Source organism: Ralstonia sp. OTU4908, assembly GCF_038440115.1.
GTDB classification, from domain to species: Bacteria; Pseudomonadota; Gammaproteobacteria; order Burkholderiales; family Burkholderiaceae; genus Ralstonia; species Ralstonia pickettii.
The window spans coordinates 153974-172560 of sequence record NZ_JASATD010000002.1; the positions used below are offsets into that span (position 1 = coordinate 153974).

Sequence of the window (18587 nt, forward strand, 5' to 3'; positions counted from 1 at the left end):
TGAAGACTCAGGAAAACAGCATCTGCAGCGGACTCAGAATCCACTGCAGCAGTTGAAACAGCAGCGCCATGATCGGGCGCATCCAGACGTTGGTGATGACGTTGGAAATAATCAACGCCATCACGATAAAGAAGCCGAACGGTTCGATGCGCGACAGGCCGAGCGCCATCCGGGGTGGCAGGAGTGCTGCCAGCACGCGCCCGCCATCGAGCGGCGGCAGCGGAAACATGTTGAACGCCGCCATCACCATATTGACCAGAATGCCCGCGCGCGCCATGCCGATCAGGAACGGCTCGTTCACGCCGCCCACCGCGAACACCACCGCCAGCACGCCCCAGAAGATCGCCTGGCCAAAGTTGGTAACGGGCCCCGCCAGCGCCACCCACATGCCATGCCAGCGCGGGTCCCGCAGACGGTCGAAGCGCACCGGCACCGGCTTGGCATAGCCAAACACGAAGGCACCATGGGTTGCAAAATACAGCAGCAACGGCATCGCAATCGTGCCGATAGGATCGATGTGGCGCAGGGGATTGATGCTGATGCGGCCCATGACATAGGCTGTATCGTCGCCGAAATGCTTGGCGACGTAACCGTGCGCCGCCTCATGCAGCGTGATGGCAAACAGGACGGGAATCGCGTAAACCGCGATGTTCTGGATCAGTGTGGGGTCCATAGGCGCGCTATTGTAGCAAGCGCGCGCCGCAGCACGACGCCACCGAAGCAAGCGCCAAGGGCTGGCCTACAGGCCCACGCGAGCCGGATCACCCCGGCCTTGGCGCACAAGCTCGGGCTCGCCGCCTGTCAGGTCGATGACGGTGGTGGGTTCGGCCGGGGCCGGGCCACCGTCGATGACGAGTTCAAGCTGCTTTTCAAGCCGATCCCGAATGGTCTCGGCCTCGTTGAGCGGTTCGTCATCGCCGGGCAGTTGCAGCGTGGCGGAGAGCAGCGGCTCACCCAGCTCGGCCATCAGCGCCAGGGGAATCGCGTGTTCCGGTACGCGCAGGCCGATCGTCTTGCGCGACGGGTGCGAAAGCCGGCGCGGCACCTCCTTGGTCGCCTCCAGCAGGAAGACGAACGGCCCCGGTGTGGCCGCCTTCAGCACGCGATATTGCTTGTTGTCGACACGCGCGAACGTGGCCAGCTCGGAAAGGTCCCGGCACATCAATGTCAGGTGATGCTTTTCGTCGATGCTGCGCACGCGGCGCAGGCGCTCGACGGCCGATTTGTCGTCCAGATGGCAGGCGAGCGCGTAGCAGGAATCGGTGGGCAGCGCGACCAGGCCCCCGCCGCGGATGATCTCCACGGCCTGGCGGATCAAGCGCCCTTGCGGCGTAGTCGGGTGGATCTGGAAGAACTGGGACATGGCAGCCGCGCGGTCAGGACATCCACCGGCTCCACACCGGCGTCAGGTTATCGGGCAGCGGCGGCAGCGTGCCGAGTTCGACGCGGCCCTCGCCCGGGCCATGGAAGTCTGAACCGCGCGACGCCAGCAGGCCGTAGCGGCGGGCTACGTCGGCATACAGCGCATATTGGTCGGGCGTATGACTGCCAGTGACGACTTCGACGCCCTCGCCGCCCAGCGCCTTGAATTCGTCAAACAACGCGCCGTGCTCGACCAGCGACAGCGTGTAGCGCCCCGGATGCGCCATCACCGCGACGCCGCCCGCGCCCTTGATCCAGTTGATCGCATCGGCCAGGCGCGCCCAGCGATGCGGCACGTTGCCCGGCTTGCCGTCGCCCAGATAGCGGTCGAACACCTCGTGGATGTCGCGGCAGTGACCGTGCTCGACGAGGAAGCGTGCGAAATGGGTGCGCGAGACCATGTCCGGGTTGCCGGCGTACCGCAAAGCACCTTCGTAGGCGCCTTCGATGCCGAGCTTGGCAAGCGCGGCGCTGATGTCTTCGGCGCGCGCGCAGCGGCCGGAGCGCGTGCGTTCCAGGCCCTGCGCCAGATCGGCGTTATCCGGATCGATGCCCAGGCCGACGATGTGCAGCGTGCGCCCCGCCCACGTCACGGAAATCTCCACACCCGAGAGGTAATCCATGCCCAGGGCCGTTGCGGCTTCGCGCGCGGCGGCCTGTCCACCCACTTCGTCGTGGTCAGTCAACGCCCAGAGCGTCACACCGTGGGCGGCAGCACGCGCGGCCACTTCGTGCGGCGCGAGCATGCCGTCCGACACCGTGGAGTGGCAGTGCAGATCGGCATTTCGGGCGGAGGCGGCGGAGAGATTTGGCATTTCGCCATTTTACTGCTGCGGCGCGCAACCGGGGGAGCCCTGCCCCCCACGGATCGGCATCCGGAAGACCCGACTGCCCGTGGCGGTGTTCGCGGCGGGCCGCTTGCTGCAGGCTATAGTGGCCGCATTGTTTTGTCCCGTTCGCTTTGCCATGACTTCCGCAACCACACTCGTCGCCAATTCCCCCCAGCCCGTGGAGCAAACTATCGACGTGCTCGTCGTGGGCGCCGGGCCAGTCGGGCTGTTTGCGGCGTTCCAGGCAGGCGTGCTCGGCTTGTCTTGCGTGCTGGTGGATGCCTTGGACCGCCCGGGCGGCCAATGCACGGAGCTGTACCCGGAAAAGCCGATCTATGACATCCCGGCGCTGGTCTCGTGCACGGCGCAGGAACTCGTCGACCGGCTGATGGCCCAGTGCGCGCCGTTCAACTACCCCATCCTGTGTGGTCGCAGGGCCGAAACCGTGGAAACACTGGAAAGCGAGCAGGGCCGGCGCTTTCGGGTCACCACCAGCGCCGGCGACGTGTTCGACTGCGCCGCCGTACTCATTACGGCAGGCAACGGTGCGTTCACCCCACAACGTGTGGCTTTGCCTGAAGCGGCCGCTCTGGAAGGTCGCCATCTGCACTATGCCGTGCGCGACACCGCGCGCTTTGCGGGCAAGCGCGTCGTCATCGCCGGCGGCGGGGATTCCGCGCTCGACTGGGCGCTCGCGCTGTGCAAAGTCGCCGCACGCGTGACACTGGTCCATCGGCGAGAAGGCTTCCGAGCGGCCGATGCGAGCGTTGCTGAAATGCGCGCCGCCGTCGCCGCCGGCGAAATGGATTTCGTGCTTGGGATGCTTTCGCGCCTGGACAGCACGCCCGACGGCACGCTCACCGGCGCAGCCATCCGCGGGCGCGACGGCGAAACCGTTCTGCGCTGCGATGAACTGATCGCCCTGTATGGTCTGGTTTCCGAGCCGGGCCCGATTGTCAACTGGGGCGTGGAGATGCGCGCCGGCCGCATCACGGTGGAAACAACGGCGTACGAGACCTCGCGCCCGGGCGTGTTCGCGGCGGGCGATATCGCGCTGTATCCAAACAAGCAGAAGCTGATTCTGTCGGGCTTTCATGAAGTGGCGATGGCGCTGCGGCGCGCCTACCGGTATGCGAATCCGGACAAGACGCTGGTGCATACGCATTCGAGCAACGACGCCGGGCTGCAGACGAAACTGCATGTAACGGCGGAATAAGTCTCGCATGCGCCCACCGTCGCTCTACGAAACTGTGCTTGGCGCGCGATATGCGGAACTGGCGCCGGCCGTGCAAACCTTCCACTGCCTGACCGGCGCGGTGACGCTGCACGGCGAAGTCGAAACGGAACCGCCAGCCACGCACCTCGCACGCGTGCTTGCATGGTGTATTCGCACGCCGCGGGCACCGACGCGTGGCCCGATCCGAATCACGCTCAACACCGCCGGCACGGAAGAAATCTGGACGCGCCAATTTCCCCGCCACACGATGCGCTCGACCTTGTCGCTGCACCGGGGGTACCTCACAGAGCGGCTCGGCGCGGTGCGCCTGTTCTTTTCGCTGGAGGCGAATCACGCCGTATTGCGCATGCGTCTGGAAGGTTTGCGCTTCCTCGGCATCCCTTGCCCTGCCTGGCTGCGGCCCGCCGTGTTGGCCGAGGAATCCGGCGACGGTGACCGCTTCCACTTCAACGTGCGCGCCAGCGTGCCGTTGCTTGGCGTGGTTGCGGCGTATCGAGGTTATCTCGACCTGACGACGATGGAGCGCGAATGATCGTCGTCTACGATGCGCACTGCCTGCTGTGCAGCGGCTCCATCCAGTTTCTGCTGCGGCATGACCGACAAGGCTTGCTGCGCTTCGCGTCCATGCAGGGTCAAACCGGGCGGCAGCTGCTCGCGCAGGCCGGCGTGAATCCGGATGACGTGGATACCGTGCTCTTCGTGCGAGACGGCCGTGCGTGGCGTGAAAGCGCCGCCATCCTGCGCATCCTGCATGCGCTTGGCTGGCCGTGGCGCTTGGCCTGGATCGGCTGGTTGATCCCTGCAACGCTGCGCGACGCGTTGTATCGCCGCGTTGCACGCAATCGCTATCGATGGTTTGGGCGGTCAGACACCTGCATCCTGCCGCCGCCCGGCGCGGCACAGCGGTTTCTTGATTGACCTGCCGCCTAGCGCTGCAAACAGAACTCTTCGATCAGCGCGGCCACCTGCTCCGGCTGATCGTGATGCAGCATGTGGCCCGCATCCGCAATCAGCACTTCCCGGAAATCAGGAAACGCCGCAAAGCGGGTTTTGAATTCAGCCAGCGGCACGTCGCCTGCAATGGCTTTTAATGTGGGCGAATCGACTGCCTCGACGTGCAGCACGGGGGCGGTAACACGGCGCCAGATTTCCATTACCTCATCCAGCCGATAAAGCTGGGGATTGATGATCTTGTGCGCGGGGTCACCGAGGATCTCCCAGCGGCCGTCAGCATTCTGGCTCGACCAGTGCTGCGCCAGGAATGCGGCCTTGTCGGCGGGCAGGCGTGGGTTGGTCTTCTGCAGGCGCGCGGCGACGTCTTCGACGGTCGCGTAGGTGTTCAGGCGCGGCTTGTCCTTCAGCTCGTCGAGCCATCGCGCATAGCGGCGCGGCGCCTGCGATGCCTTCGACGCCGACATGCCAAAGCCCTCCAGATCCACCACGCGTCGCACGCGTTCGGGCCGGATGCCTGCGTACAGGCACACCACGTTGGCGCCCAGGCTGTGACCGACCAGCGTCACCTGCCCTTCCGGCTGGTAGTGATCGATGATCGCTTCGAGGTCGGCCACGTAATCGGCAAACCAGTAGCTCTCCACGCCGGGGGCATCGGTAGGCCGGGCGGTCTGGCCGTAGCCGCGCCAATCCGGCGCCACGATATGCCAGCGCTCGCGCAGTGCATCGACCAGAAACTGGAACGATGCCGACACATCCATCCACCCGTGAAACAGGAACAGGATGGGCGCACCGGGCTTGCCCCATTCACGGATGTGGTAGCGCAGGCCGCGCACGGGCAGGTAGGTCGAGCGGGAGGCCTGGCGGGCGGCCGGCTGCGTGGTGGAGTCCATGGTTTCCGTCACCGAATATAAATCGAACGATCGTTCTTTTTCCCGGGATTATAGCGGCGGATGAGCTGCGCCGTGGCGCTCAGAACGAGGCTTCCAGCGCGGCGATTTCGTCGTCGTCGAAACCGGCCTGGCGGCGCGCTTCCAGGTTGAATGGCCCGCGCAATCGCGGCGCACCGTATTGCTCAGCCAGCTTACGATAGGTCGGCACGGGGTCCAGGCAGGCGCGCTCGCAGAGCCAGCGGTACCAGCGGTTGCCGACCGCCACGTGGCCAATCTCGTCGCGCAGGATGATGTCGAGAATGCCTGCAGCCGCCATATCACCGGCCTGGGCCAGCTTGGCCCGAATCGGCGGCGAGGCGTCGAGTCCACGTGCCTCCAGCGTGCGCGGCACCAGCGCCATGCGCGCGAGCGGATCGGCGGCGGTTTTCTCCGTCATCTGCCACAAGCCGTCGTGGGCGGGATGATCACCGTAGCGGCAATCTAGCGTGGCCAGATGCTCGGAAAGCAGCGAAAAGTGCGTCGCTTCCTCCGCCGCCACGCGCGTCCAGTCCTGGTAGAACGCCGCGGGCATCCCGGCAAAACGCCACACGGCATCGAGCGCAAGATTGATGGCGTTGAATTCAATGTGCGCGAGCGCGTGCAGCAGCGCGCCGCGGCCGCGTGGCGTATCGATCGCACGGCGGCGTGGAACTTCGGACGGCGGCACGAGCACCGGTACATCAGGGCGGCCGGGGACACCGTTTGCTGGTGCCGCAATGGCCTCGTCAATGCCCCAGCTCGCGTCGTCGGCGTTCTTGGCGCGCTCGCCCAGACGCAGCGTGGCGTCCGCCTTGCTGGCCGGATCGGTGAGACACAGCGCGGCCAGGGCAGCATGGCGCAGTGTGTCAGCGGGCGTTTGGTGGCGAGGTTGCGAAGCGGTCATCAGCGTACAATTTGGACTTTCCGCCATTTTAATTCGACGCATCGGCCTGCCTTGCCCGGCAAGCTTGAATACGCGCCCTTTTTCCCCACCTACGCAGATCCTGGAGACCGATCGCATGGCCCTCTACCAACTCGGCGACGTTGCCCCGAACATTGACGCAAACGCCTATGTGGCCCCGGAAGCGACCGTTATCGGCCGCGTGGAGTTGAAAGCACGCGCAAGCGTGTGGCCCGGCGCCGTCATCCGCGGCGACAACGAGCCGATTACCGTGGGCGAGGCCAGCAACGTGCAGGAAGGCTCGGTGCTGCACACCGACCCGGGCTGCCCGCTGAACATCGGCGACCGCGTGACGATCGGCCACCAGGCCATGCTGCACGGCTGCACCATCGGCGAGGGCTCGCTGATCGGCATCCAGGCGGTGGTGCTCAATCGCGCCGTGATCGGCAAGAACTGCCTGGTGGGCGCTGGAGCGATCGTCACCGAGGGCAAGGTCTTCGAAGACGGCACGCTCATTCTGGGTGCCCCCGCGAAGGCCGTGCGCAAACTGACGGAAGACGACATTGCCAAGATGCACCTGAACACCGAAACGTATGCGGTGCGCCAGGCGATGTACAAGCAGCAACTGAAACGGATTGATGGATGACTGACGAGCTGAAGAAATTTGTATTCGACGCTGCGCCCGTGCGCGGTGAACTGGTGCGCCTGGAAGGCACGTGGCAAGAAGTGCTGAACCGCCGCCGCTACCCCGCCCCGGTCAGCACGCTGCTGGGCGAGATGATGGCCGCTGCTGCGCTGCTGTCGGCCAACCTCAAGTTCAACGGCGCGCTCGTCATGCAACTGCACGGTGATGGTCCGGTGCACATGCTCGTCGTGGAGTGCAACTCCGATCTGTCGATGCGTGCGACGGCCAAGATTGCCGAAGGTGCCGAGATTGCGGACGACGCCACGCTGGCCACCATGGTCAACGTGCACGGCAACGGGCGCTTCGCCATCACGCTCGATCCGCAAGACAAGCTGCCCGGCCAGCAGCCATATCAGGGCATCGTGCCGCTGTCCGACGAGAACGGGCCGCTCGCCAGCATCACCGAAGTGCTTGAGCACTACATGCAAAGCTCCGAGCAGCTCGACACGCGTCTGTGGCTGGCTGCCGACGGCAAGGTCGCGTCGGGCATGCTGCTGCAACGCTTGCCTTCGTATGGCGGTGCGATGGAAGGCCGCACGGGCCATGCGTTCGCACAGGTGGGCGAGACCGGCCAGCCTCTGCACAAGGACGTGCAGGAGCAAGACCTCGACACGTGGGAACGCGTTTGCCAGCTCGGCAAGACGCTGCGCCGCGACGAACTGCTCGGGCAGCCCATCGACACGCTCATCAAGCGCCTGTACTGGGAAGAAATGGAAGCCGCCGGCATCCGCATGTTCGAGCCGCAGAGCCCGCGTTTCCGCTGCTCGTGCTCGCGTCTGCGCGTAGGATCCATGCTGCGTTCGCTCGGCCAACCCGAGGTCGACAGCATTCTGGAAGAACGCGGCAAGGTGGAAATCGACTGCGAATTCTGCGGCCAGCACTACAGCTTCGACGCCGTGGATTGTGCACAGCTCTTCGCACAAGACACCGTCGCGCAGGGCATTCAGGGCGCATCCGACCAGCGCCACTGAACACGGCGACATAGTATGAAGTGCGCGTCGCGCGCGGCACTTTTCAATGCCGCCCACGCTCTAAGTCGCCAGCCCCCTCATCTGCCGCTTGCTGCGGAGCGCACCATGTCCAAGCTCACTTCTTCGTCCTTGCGATCGTTGATTTTCTCTCGCGCTGGCGCGCTGGCGTTGCAGATCGGGGCCGCGCTGCTGGCGTCGGCCTGTGTTGCCGTGCCGCGTGGCCCGGGAGGCACGCCCTACACCGCCCGGCTACCGGACAATACGCAGGCTGCGGCACCGGCGCCGTTGTCGGCGGAAGACCGCAAAAAGCTGGATGCGCTGAATGCCAAGGCACTGCGCGAATCGGATCAAGCCATCAGACGCGATGCCGAGGCGCGTGCCTATGCTGCGGCGCCGTATTATGCACCGTACCCGTACTACGGAGGCTATTCGGTGTATTACGGCAGCGGATGGCGCCACCGTGGCGGCTGGGGCGTCAGCTACGGTGCACCCGTGTGGGGCTATCCGTACTACTGGTAAAACCGGAAATTGTCGTCAAGGCAAGCGCGTCTGCTGGACGCGTTCGCATGGCGGGCTCAGTGATGCGCCTGCTGACCCGCCGGAGGGGGCGGCGGTAGCGGAGTCTCGCTGGTTTTCGGGGCCGGGGCGACAAATTGCACGAAGCCTTCGTCGTCCTTCACCATCCCGAGCTCATATCGCGCGCGCTCTTCAATGGCGCCCGTGCCTTCCTTCAGATCCTTCACTTCACCTTCGAGCTTGGTGTTGCGCTGCTTCAGTTCAGCGTTGCGCTGATTCTGTGCCGTCACCTGCTTTTGCATGTCCCACACGCGCAACCAACCACCCTTGCCCAGCCAGAGTGGGTACTGGATGGCAAGCAATAACAGCAGCAGGAACAGCGTGATCAGGCGCATAGAGACAAGCGTTGGCAGGACTCGGGCCCCAAATGCCATGCGACCGCCAGAGCGGCGGTCGCACAGTCATGCAGGGCAAAACTGCGAGGAATTATCGCAGGTTATAGAACGCCGACTTGCCCGGATAGCTGGCGGTATCACCGAGGTCTTCTTCGATACGCAGCAGCTGGTTGTACTTGGCCATGCGGTCCGAGCGCGACAGCGAGCCGGTCTTGATCTGGCCAGCGTTCGTGCCAACGGCGATGTCGGCAATCGTGCTGTCTTCGGTTTCGCCCGAGCGGTGCGAGATCACAGCGGTGTAGCCAGCGCGCTTGGCCATCTCAATGGCGGCAAACGTCTCGGTCAGCGTGCCGATCTGGTTGATCTTGATGAGGATCGAGTTGGCGATGCCCTTCTCGATGCCTTCCTTCAGGATCTTGGTGTTGGTGACGAACAGATCGTCGCCCACCAGCTGCACCTTCTTGCCGAGCTTCTCGGTCAGGGCCTTCCAGCCCGCCCAGTCGCTCTCGTGCATGCCGTCTTCGATCGACACGATCGGGAACTTGTCAGCCAGGTTCGCCAGGTAGTTGGCAAAGTCTTCCGACGACAGTTGGAGGCCTTCGCCTTCGAGGTGGTACTTGCCGTCCTTGTAGAACTCGGAAGCCGCGCAGTCGAGCGCCAGCAGCACGTCTTCACCCGCCTTGTAGCCAGCCTGCTCGATCGCCGACAGGATGGTGTTCAGGCACTCTTCGTTGCTGGCGAAGTTCGGTGCGAAGCCGCCTTCGTCGCCCACAGCCGTGCTCATGCCCTTGTCAGCCAGGATCTTCTTCAGCGCGTGGAAGATCTCGGCGCCGCAGCGCAGAGCTTCACGGAAGCTCGACTGGCCGACCGGCATCACCATGAATTCCTGGATGTCCAGGCTGTTGTTGGCGTGCGCGCCGCCGTTGACGATGTTCATCATCGGCACCGGCATCTGCATGGCGCCCGAACCGCCAAAGTAGCGGTACAGCGGCAGGCCGGCTTCTTCAGCGGCAGCCTTGGCAACCGCCATCGACACCGCCAGCATGGCGTTCGCGCCCAGGCGGCTCTTGTTCTCGGTACCGTCCAGATCGATCAGGGTGCGGTCCAGGAACGCCTGTTCCGACGCGTCCAGGCCCATGATGGCCTCGGAGATTTCGGTGTTGATGTGCTCGACGGCCTTGAGCACACCCTTGCCCAGGTAGCGCGACTTGTCGCCGTCACGCAGTTCGATGGCTTCGCGCGAGCCGGTGGATGCGCCCGACGGCACCGCGGCACGGCCCATCACGCCCGATTCCAACAGCACGTCGCATTCGACGGTGGGGTTGCCGCGCGAGTCCAGCACTTCGCGACCGATGATATCTACGATGGCACTCATGAAAATCCCTCTTGGTGTCTTAAGGCAGGTAACGCTACGAGATCGACAGGCAGGTTAAATGCCTTCGACCACGATCATGTTCATGTTGGCAGCCTTGGCGCGCGCATTACGCGCAGCGCGATATTCCTCGCTGTTGTAGAACGTCTTGGCGGCATCGTAGCTCGGGAACTTGAGCACAACGATGCGGGTAGGGTTCCACTCGCCTTCCAGTGGCTCGGTCTTGCCGCCGCGCACCAGCGGCTCGGCGCCATGCGCTTGCATGGCCTTGGTCGACAGCGTCTTGTATTGCTCATACTGCACGGGGTCTGTCACGTCCACGTACGCGAGGATGTAGCCAGCGGCCATGTGTCTCTCCGGATGCCAAAACGAAAACTGAACTGGGCTGAACCGAAAACGACAGCGGCGGCTAGTAGAGCCGCCGGTCATCGGGGGAAATCAGTCGAACTGATTTTCCAGGAAACCGCTGCGCTTGGTGAGCGCATCCAGTTCTTTCAGTACTGACAGCAAGTCTTTCATGCGCCGCAGCGGCACAGCATTCGGGCCATCTGATTTTGCGCATGCGGGATCGGGGTGCGTTTCCATGAAGACACCTGCAATCCCCACAGCGATCGCGGCACGCGCCAGCACCGGCACGAACTCCCGCTGGCCGCCCGAACTGGTGCCCTGGCCGCCCGGCAGTTGCACCGAATGCGTGGCGTCGAACACCACCGGCGCCCCCGTCTCGCGCATGATCGCCAGCGAGCGCATGTCCGACACGAGGTTGTTGTAACCGAACGAGGCGCCGCGCTCGCAGGCCATGAAGTTGTCTTCCGGCAGACCGGCATCGCGGGCAGCGTGACGCGCCTTGTCGATGACATTCTTCATGTCGTGCGGTGCGAGGAACTGGCCCTTCTTGATGTTGACGGGCTTGCCGCTCTGCGCGCAGGCGCGGATGAAATCGGTCTGGCGGCACAGGAACGCCGGCGTCTGAAGCACGTCCACGACTTCGGCCACCGGCTTGATCTCGTCGATCTCATGGATGTCGGTCAGCACCGGCACGCCCACCTGGCGACGGACTTCCGACAGAATGCGCAGCCCCTCTTCCATGCCCAGACCGCGGAACGAAGCGTCCGACGAGCGGTTCGCCTTGTCGAACGATGACTTGTAGATGAACGGAATGCCCAACGCACCCGTGATCTCCTTGAGCGTGCCGGCGGTGTCGATCGCCATCTGCTCGGATTCGATCACGCAGGTGCCGGCAATCAGGAAGAACGGTTTGTCGAGGCCGACTTCGAAATCGCAGAGTTTCATGATGTTCCCGTGCGCCGGCACTCAGGCGACAGCGCGTTGCGTGTTCTGCTGATGCGCCAGCGCGGCTTCCACGTAGGCCTTGAAAAGCGGGTGGCCGTCACGCGGCGTCGAGGTGAATTCCGGGTGGAACTGCACGCCGACGAACCACGGGTGCATCGACGCCGGCAGTTCCATCATTTCCGGCAGGTTTTCAGACGGCGTACGCGCGGAGATGATCATCCCGGCCTTTTCCAGCTGCGGCACGTAGTGGTTGTTCACCTCGTAGCGGTGACGATGGCGTTCGTTGACTTCCGCGCCGTAGATCGCCGCTGCCTTGGTGCCCGGCTGAACGGGTACGCGCTGCGAGCCCAGGCGCATGGTGCCGCCCAGGTCGGAGTCGGCCGAGCGCTTTTCGACGCGGCCATCGCGATCCAGCCATTCGGTGATGAGTGCGACCACCGGGTGCTCGGTCTCGTCGTTGAATTCGGTGCTGTTGGCGTCCTTCATGCCGGCCAGATGGCGTGCAAACTCGATCACGGCCAACTGCATCCCCAGGCAGATGCCCAGGTACGGCACACCCTTTTCACGAGCGTATTGGATTGCGCGGATCTTGCCTTCCGTACCACGCTTGCCGAAGCCGCCCGGCACCAGAATCGCATCCAGCGTATCCAGCACCTGCGTATGGCCCGATTCCAGTTCTTCGGAATCGATGTACTCGATATTGACGCGCGTCGAAGTGTGCAGGCCGGCGTGGCGCAGCGCTTCGATCAGGGACTTGTACGACTCGGTCAGGTCAACGTACTTGCCGACCATGCCGATGGTGATCTCGTGCTGCGGGTTTTCCAGCGTGTGCACCATGTGCGCCCACACCGACAGATCCGCCGGCGGAGCTTCGATGCGCAGCTCTTCGCAGATGATGCGATCCAGCCCCTGCTCGTTGAGCATCTGCGGGATCTTGTAGATGGTGTCGACGTCCCACACCGAGATGACCGCGTCCTGCGGCATGTTGGCGAAGAGCGAAATCTTCGCGCGTTCATCGTCGGGAATCGGGCGGTCAGCGCGGCACAGCAGCGCGGTCGGCTGGACACCGATTTCGCGCAGCTTCTGCACCGAGTGCTGGGTCGGCTTGGTCTTCAGTTCGCCGGCGCTGGCGATGAACGGCACCAGGGTCAGGTGGGCGAACGCAACCTGGTTGCGGCCCAGGCGCAGGCTCATCTGGCGCGCAGCCTCCAGGAACGGAAGCGATTCGATATCGCCCACCGTACCGCCGATTTCCACGATCGCCACATCGGCCTTGCCGTAGTGCGATGCCGCGGCGCCGCGCTCGATGAACGCCTGGATTTCGTTGGTGATATGCGGAATGACTTGCACCGTCTTGCCGAGATACTCGCCGCGACGCTCCTTGCGGATCACGGATTCGTAGATCTGGCCGGTGGTGAAATTGTTCGCCTTGCGCATCTTGGCCGAGACGAAACGCTCGTAATGGCCAAGATCGAGGTCGGTTTCTGCGCCGTCCTCGGTCACAAACACTTCGCCGTGCTGGAACGGGCTCATGGTGCCCGGGTCGACGTTGATGTAGGGATCGAGTTTCAGGAGGGTGACTTTGAGGCCGCGCGACTCGAGAATGGCCGCGAGCGAGGCGGCGGCGATGCCCTTGCCGAGTGAGGACACTACGCCACCGGTAACGAATACGAACTTGGTCATGACCTAGCTTGCCGGGGAAAGCCGGATTATAGCAAAGGTCCCCCTCCGTTCCGTGACAGAACGGTGGAATTTGCCCAAGCGCAGTCTCGCCTATGCGGCGTGCCGCATGGCGCCTGCGTTGGCGCGCATTTCATCGATCAACTCGCGGATCAACGCGGCCGTTTCGAGCGGCTTTTCCATCGGATAAAGATGGCTGCCCTCGATCCAGCGCAGCCTGCCGCCGACGATGCGCCGAGTGGCGCCCAGTCCGACCTGACGAATCTCGCGCGAGCGGGTGCCTGCCACAAAGCTGACCGGGAATGCCGTCCCGCCCGCGACCTTGCGCCCCATGTTGGTCGGCAACGTGCGGTAGATCTGGTATTCGATTTCGCGGGAGAAGCGCAGTGTGCGCTCGCGGTCACGGCCGGTGGGCTCGGTGCCATGCTCAACATAGTCGCGCAGCACCTCTTCGTCCCACCGATCGAATTTGCGTTTGGCCTTGAAGTGGCTCCAGACGGCGTCGAGATCGGGCCATAGGTGGCGCCGGTTCTTTGTTGCCGCGGCAGGTGATTGGCTCTCGTCGATGTCGAGCCATTGCGCCACGCGCAGCAGCTTGGCGCGCCATCCCGCGATGATCGGCGAATCGAGCATCACGACGCCCCGCACCCGCTCGGGCCGGCGCAGCGCCGCCATCAGGCTGAGGAAGCCGCCAAGCGAATGGCCCACCAGCCAAACCGGCTCAGCCTGCGCGTCGATTTCTGCAAGCAGTTCTTTCACGAGCCCCGGCCATGACCGCGTTACCGGGAAACGTGGATCGTGCCCAAAGCGCTCCACTGCACGAATGTCGAATTCGTCACCGAGCACGCCGAGCATCTTGCGATACGTTCCGACCGGAAAGCCGTTGGCATGCGAAAAGAGCATCACGTCGCGCATCTCGGATCCTGTGCCGTTCAGCGCGACTTCTGCGACCCGCCGGCCACGCGCTGGATCGTGGACACCTGCTCCAACGCCGGGCCGGGGGCGCGGTCCGGTGTGGCGGGGGCTTCGGCGGCGGGCGGCGCAATGCGGACGGGCCCCACCTCTGCCGAGGGGTGCCCCTCGCGGCGCAACGGGTGCGCCGGCGAAGTGCCGGTTTCCCAATCCGGATCGTCGATTTCAGCAAACACCTGGCGCAGACGCTTGCCCCACGTGCCGCGGATCATCGCGAAATAGGGGTTGTCTTCGTCAATGGCGACAAAGCGCGTCACCTGCAGGGAGTCGGCCTCGTAGACCAGCAGGTCCAGCGGCAAGCCCACGGAAATATTGGACTTCAGCGTCGAATCCATCGAGATGAGCGCGCATTTTGCAGCTTCGTCCAGCGGCAGCCCGGGGCTGACCACGCGATCGATGATCGGCTTGCCGTACTTGGCTTCGCCAATCTGGAAATAGCAATTCTCGGGCGTCGCTTCAATGAAGTTGCCCGCCGCGTAGACGTTGAACAGGCGCGGCCGCTCTTCGCCAATCTGCCCACCAAAGATGATGCTGACGTTGAAATCGATCTTGGCCTTGGCCAGCGCCGCGGCGTCGCGGTCATAAACGTCGCGCACCGCCTCGCCCACGATCGTGGCCGCCTCGAACATGTCACGCGCCGTCCACAGCGAGCGCGGCTTGCCGCGCGCTTCGGTCAACACCTGGCGCACAGCCTGGCTGATGGCGAGATTGCCGGCCGTCAGCAGCACCATGACGCGATCGCCTTCGCGCTCGAAGACGGTCATCTTGCGGAACGTGGAAATGGCGTCCACGCCCGCGTTGGTACGGGAGTCAGACAGGAACACAAGGCCTGCGTCCAGGCGCATGGCGACGCAATAAGTCATCGGCGAAACAACAAACGGAAACGGTGGTTGGGGGCATTCTAGCGCGGCGATCAGAACCCATCCGCGCGCTTGGAAGAGATGCTCAATTCACTTGCGCAGCCTCGGCGGGCAGCGGCTCGATGGAGATGCTGACATCCAGTGTCTCAGCACCCCCGCCCTGCCGCACGCCGCGAACCGGGGCAGCGGATTGGTAATCGCGCCCGACCGCCAAGCGGATGTGGCGCGTATCAGTGAAGCACTGGTGGGTGACGTCGATGCTGCACCACGTGTGGGATTCGGCATCGAGGCAGACGTCGGCCCAGGCGTGACTGGCAAGGTCTTCTTCGCCCACGGCCTGGAAATAGCCGCTGACATAGCGCGCCGGCACGCCCAGTGCCCGGCAGCACGCGACCATCACCTGCGCCTGGTCCTGGCATACGCCCGTGCCCAGGCCAAACGCCTCCGCAGCAGCCGTGCCGACGTGCGTGGTGTTCGGCTTGTAGCGCACACGCGTGGCAATGGCTTGCGCCAGGCGCACGGCAGATTCTGCGTCGCCGTGCACCAGTGCATGCTCGCGCGCAAAGTCGATCATCTCGGCGGGCGCGGAAGTCAGCGGCGTGGGGCTCAGAAAATACAGCGGCGAAACGCGATAGCGCCCCTGCTCGGGGGCGTCGACAAACCGTTGGCTGCCAGGCGAGCCCGCAGGAAACGCTTCGACAATGCCGCGCGCGTCGATGATGACGTCTTCCGTACGGTTGCCGAGAGTGAAGTGGTGGACGATGTTGCCAAAACCGTCGGTGGCGCGCGTGAGGTTGCCAGGCGCGTGGACCTGCCAGCTCTCCACCTGCTGCAGCTCGCCGCTGCGAGGCGTCAGCCGCAGCTCATGCACGCTGTGGCGTAGCGGCTCGGCATAACGGTAGACCGTCGTATGTCGAATTTGGTATTTCACGATGACACGGGCGCCGCCCGAAAGCGGCGCCCCGATGTATGCACAATGCCCTGCAGGTCATGCGACCTCGAGCGGCACCAGGAAATCCTGGCTGATGCCGTTGCCCAGGTCGCCGATCCGCTCCAGGAAGTTGGTCAGCCAGGCATGCAGGCCGACCGAAAAGATATCTTCGATGCGGGCGTACCGCAGGTCGGCGTGCAGTTTACCAGCGCGCCGCTCCGTCTCCGCCGATTGACTGTTGCGCACGGTCGAAAGAATCGCAACCACCTCGTCCATGCTGGCCAGCAGCGAACGCGGCATATCGCTGCGCAGGATCAGCAGCTCAGCCACGCGCGTCGGCGTAATGACGTTGCGATAGATCTTGCGATACACCTCGAAGCCCGACACGGAGCGCAGCGTGGCGGCCCAGTGATAGAAGTCGCCCTGCTCGGCGGCCGATTCATCGCGTGTGGGCGTTGACTGGAACTTCACGTCGAGCAGCCGCGCCGTGTTGTCCGCACGCTCCAGGAAGGTCCCGAGCCGCATGAAGTGGAATGCGTCATCGGTCAGCATGGTGCCGACCTGCACGCCGCGCGACAGGTGCGAGCGGAACTTCACCCACTCAAAGAACTGCGACGGATCCTCGCGCAGCATGCCTTCGGCAATCAGGCGCTGCACGTCGAGCCACGTGGTGTTGATGGTTTCCCACACCTCCGTTGTGAGGGAGCCGCGCACGGCTCGGGCGTTCTCGCGCGCGCCGCGCAGGCAGCTCATGATCGACGACGGGTTGGTCATGTCGCGCACCATGAAATCAATTACGTCGTCGCGCGAAAGCAATCCGTAGCGGTCGGCAAAAACCCGCGTGAGTTCGGAAATATCGAGCATCGCCCACCAGCCCTGCTCCGCCACTTCCGCAGATTGCGGCATCAGGGAGGTCTGGTAGTTCACGTCGAGCATGCGAGCGGTGTTCTCGGCGCGTTCGGTGTAGCGCGCCATCCAGAAAAGGTGGTCTGCGGTGCGGCTGAGCATGGCGTTCCCTTCTACGTATTCGATATGCGGTGGATCGATTGAGCGATTGGCAGGTTGCGTCGCTGCGCGTGCGTTCAGCGCTCCAGCACCCACGTGTCTTTCGTTCCCCCGCCCTGCGACGAGTTGACCACCAGCGAGCCGGCCCGCAACGCCACACGCGTGAGGCCGCCCGGCACCATGCGCACGTCCTTGCCGGAGAGCACGAACGGCCGAAGATCGATATGGCGCGGCGCGATACCGGCTTCCACATACGTGGGGCAAGTCGACAGCGCCAAGGTGGGCTGGGCGATGTACTGATCGGGGCGCGCCTTCACCACCTCACGGAAAGCTGCAATCTCTTCCTGCGTGGCAGCCGGACCGACCAGCATGCCGTAGCCGCCTGCCCCGTGCGTCTCCTTGACCACCAGTTCGCCCATGTGGTCCAGGACGTATTGCAGGTCATCCGGCCGGCGGCACATGTACGTCGGCACGTTATTCAGGATCGGCTCCTCGCCCAGGTAGAAGCGGATCATGTCCGGCACATACGGGTAGATCGACTTGTCGTCTGCCACACCGGTGCCGATGGCATTGCAGATCGTCACGTTGCCCGCGCGATAGACCGACAGCAGCCCCGCCGCGCCGAGCGAAGAATCCGGCCGGAAGACGAGCGGATCGAGGAAGTCATCGTCCACACGGCGGTAAATCACATCGATGCGCTGCGGGCCCTGCGTCGTGCGCATGTAGAGATGATCGTCCTGCACGAAGAGGTCGTGCCCCTCCACGAGTTCAACGCCCATCTGCTGAGCGAGGAACGCATGTTCGAAATACGCGGAGTTGTACATGCCGGGCGTGAGCACCACCACGGTCGGGTCGGCAATGTTCTGGGGCGAGACGCTGCGCAGCATGTCGAGCAGCATGTCGGGGTAATGCGCGACCGGCGCCACACGATTGCGTGCGAACAACTCCGGAAACAACCGCATCATCATCTTGCGGTTTTCCAGCATGTACGACACACCGGAAGGCACGCGCAGGTTGTCTTCCAGCACGTAGAACTCGCCCTCGCCGGCGCGCACGATGTCGATGCCGGCCACGTGCGCGTAGATGTCGCGCGGCACGTTGACGCCCAGCATGTCCGGGCGGTATTGCGCGTTGTTGTAGATCTGGTCGGGCGGGATGACGCCCGCGCGCAGGATGTTCTGCTCGTGGTAAATGTCGTGCAGGAAGCGGTTCAGCGCATCAACGCGCTGCCGCAGGCCGCGCTCGAGCGTGGCCCATTCGCTTGCGGGAAAGATGCGCGGAATGATGTCGAACGGGATCGTGCGTTCGGTGCCGCTGTTCGATTCGTCCTTGTCGCCGTACACAGCAAAGGTGATACCGACGCGGCGGAAGATCAGGTCTGCCTCGGCGCGCTTGTTCTGCAGCGTCGTTGCGGATTGCGCGCCCAACCATTCGGCGAAACGTCCGTAGTGGCTGCGAACCTCGCCCTGCTGGACGAGCGCTGCCGGGGCCGGTTCGGCGGCATGGGGGTTGCGGTCCCCGTCATGCCAGCTGAGCATTTCATCGTAGAACCGGACTGCCATGCTTTTCTCCCCTGACGGCGCCGCGCGATGTACGCGGCACGCGGTTTTTATAGCACAGCGGTTTTGCCCCCCACAATGGGGCCAACCCGTTGT

General features: G+C 64.1%; 21 protein-coding genes. 6 read left to right on the top strand and 15 right to left on the bottom strand.

The annotated features are described in order from the left end of the window. Window positions 1-7 precede the first annotated feature (7 nt). The 3 genes from AAHM38_RS02550 to AAHM38_RS02560 form a co-directional block, all read right to left on the bottom strand. Complete coding sequence (locus tag AAHM38_RS02550) at window positions 8-673, bottom strand: site-2 protease family protein (protein ID WP_009238471.1); 666 nt, start codon at window positions 671-673, stop codon at window positions 8-10. Between the two features lie 66 nt (window positions 674-739). After that, on the bottom strand, window positions 740-1363 hold the full coding sequence (locus AAHM38_RS02555; RefSeq protein ID WP_009238472.1) for an L-threonylcarbamoyladenylate synthase: 624 nt from the start codon (window positions 1361-1363) through the stop codon (window positions 740-742). A 13-nt stretch (window positions 1364-1376) separates the two neighbouring features. Continuing rightward, the gene (locus AAHM38_RS02560) at window positions 1377-2237 is read right to left on the bottom strand and encodes a 3',5'-nucleoside bisphosphate phosphatase (protein WP_116574822.1); all 861 of its coding nucleotides are present in this window, start codon (window positions 2235-2237) and stop codon (window positions 1377-1379) included. Between the two features lie 151 nt (window positions 2238-2388). Here AAHM38_RS02560 and AAHM38_RS02565 point away from each other — a divergent pair, with 151 nt between their 5' ends. Genes AAHM38_RS02565 through AAHM38_RS02575 form a run of 3 tightly spaced genes read left to right on the top strand, consistent with a single transcriptional unit; the run spans window position 2389 to window position 4407 of the window. Further along, window positions 2389-3468, top strand: coding sequence for an NAD(P)/FAD-dependent oxidoreductase (locus AAHM38_RS02565; protein WP_116574821.1), 1080 nt, complete (start codon window positions 2389-2391; stop codon window positions 3466-3468). A 7-nt stretch (window positions 3469-3475) separates the two neighbouring features. Then, complete coding sequence (locus tag AAHM38_RS02570) at window positions 3476-4021, top strand: DUF4166 domain-containing protein (protein ID WP_116574820.1); 546 nt, start codon at window positions 3476-3478, stop codon at window positions 4019-4021. Further along, window positions 4018-4407 carry a thiol-disulfide oxidoreductase DCC family protein gene (locus AAHM38_RS02575; RefSeq protein WP_116574819.1) on the top strand — a complete coding sequence of 130 codons (390 nt, stop codon included), beginning with the start codon at window positions 4018-4020 and terminating at the stop codon, window positions 4405-4407. Before AAHM38_RS02570 ends, AAHM38_RS02575 begins: the two co-directional genes overlap by 4 nt. Window positions 4408-4415: 8 nt before the next feature. Here AAHM38_RS02575 and AAHM38_RS02580 read toward each other — a convergent pair whose 3' ends face one another. Together AAHM38_RS02580 and AAHM38_RS02585 are read right to left on the bottom strand one after the other, a co-directional pair. After that, complete coding sequence (locus AAHM38_RS02580) at window positions 4416-5333, bottom strand: alpha/beta fold hydrolase (RefSeq protein WP_116574818.1); 918 nt, start codon at window positions 5331-5333, stop codon at window positions 4416-4418. A gap of 79 nt (window positions 5334-5412) precedes the next feature. Beyond that, window positions 5413-6282, bottom strand: a complete 870-nt coding sequence (locus tag AAHM38_RS02585) for a ferritin-like domain-containing protein (RefSeq protein WP_371316216.1) — start codon at window positions 6280-6282, stop codon at window positions 5413-5415. An 88-nt stretch (window positions 6283-6370) separates the two neighbouring features. Between AAHM38_RS02585 and AAHM38_RS02590 the strand changes: the two genes are divergently transcribed. The 3 genes from AAHM38_RS02590 to AAHM38_RS02600 all read left to right on the top strand — a co-directional run bounded on the left by AAHM38_RS02590 (window position 6371) and on the right by AAHM38_RS02600 (window position 8427). Beyond that, entirely contained in the window at window positions 6371-6898 is a 528-nt protein-coding gene (locus AAHM38_RS02590) for a gamma carbonic anhydrase family protein (protein ID WP_009238479.1), read from the top strand. Then, window positions 6895-7908 carry an Hsp33 family molecular chaperone HslO gene (hslO, locus tag AAHM38_RS02595; RefSeq protein ID WP_116574816.1) on the top strand — a complete coding sequence of 338 codons (1014 nt, stop codon included), beginning with the start codon at window positions 6895-6897 and terminating at the stop codon, window positions 7906-7908. Before AAHM38_RS02590 ends, hslO begins: the two co-directional genes overlap by 4 nt. 105 nt (window positions 7909-8013) lie before the next feature. Beyond that, complete coding sequence (locus AAHM38_RS02600; RefSeq protein WP_012761711.1) at window positions 8014-8427, top strand: hypothetical protein; 414 nt, start codon at window positions 8014-8016, stop codon at window positions 8425-8427. Window positions 8428-8483: 56 nt separating this feature from the next. Here the strand turns inward: AAHM38_RS02600 and ftsB are convergent, their stop codons facing one another. The 10 genes from ftsB to AAHM38_RS02650 form a co-directional block, all read right to left on the bottom strand. After that, window positions 8484-8819: a cell division protein FtsB gene (gene ftsB, locus AAHM38_RS02605; RefSeq protein ID WP_012435260.1), complete on the bottom strand. Its 336-nt coding sequence runs from the start codon at window positions 8817-8819 to the stop codon at window positions 8484-8486. 91 nt (window positions 8820-8910) lie between these two features. Further along, window positions 8911-10194 (bottom strand): phosphopyruvate hydratase, encoded by a 1284-nt coding sequence (gene eno, locus AAHM38_RS02610; RefSeq protein ID WP_116574815.1) that lies wholly within the window; start codon window positions 10192-10194, stop codon window positions 8911-8913. A 54-nt stretch (window positions 10195-10248) separates the two neighbouring features. Continuing rightward, window positions 10249-10539 (bottom strand): DUF1330 domain-containing protein, encoded by a 291-nt coding sequence (locus AAHM38_RS02615; protein ID WP_009238484.1) that lies wholly within the window; start codon window positions 10537-10539, stop codon window positions 10249-10251. Window positions 10540-10629: 90 nt separating this feature from the next. Further along, on the bottom strand, window positions 10630-11484 hold the full coding sequence (gene kdsA / locus AAHM38_RS02620) for a 3-deoxy-8-phosphooctulonate synthase (RefSeq protein WP_009238485.1): 855 nt from the start codon (window positions 11482-11484) through the stop codon (window positions 10630-10632). Window positions 11485-11505: 21 nt separating this feature from the next. Further along, the gene (locus AAHM38_RS02625) at window positions 11506-13167 is read right to left on the bottom strand and encodes a CTP synthase (RefSeq protein WP_116574814.1); all 1662 of its coding nucleotides are present in this window, start codon (window positions 13165-13167) and stop codon (window positions 11506-11508) included. A 90-nt stretch (window positions 13168-13257) separates the two neighbouring features. Then, on the bottom strand, window positions 13258-14079 hold the full coding sequence (locus AAHM38_RS02630; protein ID WP_009238487.1) for an alpha/beta fold hydrolase: 822 nt from the start codon (window positions 14077-14079) through the stop codon (window positions 13258-13260). A gap of 17 nt (window positions 14080-14096) precedes the next feature. Continuing rightward, window positions 14097-14999 carry a hypothetical protein gene (locus AAHM38_RS02635; RefSeq protein WP_009238488.1) on the bottom strand — a complete coding sequence of 301 codons (903 nt, stop codon included), beginning with the start codon at window positions 14997-14999 and terminating at the stop codon, window positions 14097-14099. Between the two features lie 82 nt (window positions 15000-15081). After that, a complete protein-coding gene (locus AAHM38_RS02640; protein ID WP_116574813.1) occupies window positions 15082-15927 on the bottom strand; it encodes a transglutaminase family protein in 846 nt (281 codons plus the stop codon). Window positions 15928-15984: 57 nt separating this feature from the next. Further along, on the bottom strand, window positions 15985-16935 hold the full coding sequence (locus tag AAHM38_RS02645) for an alpha-E domain-containing protein (protein ID WP_116574884.1): 951 nt from the start codon (window positions 16933-16935) through the stop codon (window positions 15985-15987). Between the two features lie 74 nt (window positions 16936-17009). Next, window positions 17010-18494, bottom strand: coding sequence for a circularly permuted type 2 ATP-grasp protein (locus AAHM38_RS02650; RefSeq protein WP_116574812.1), 1485 nt, complete (start codon window positions 18492-18494; stop codon window positions 17010-17012). Window positions 18495-18587: the final 93 nt, after the last annotated feature.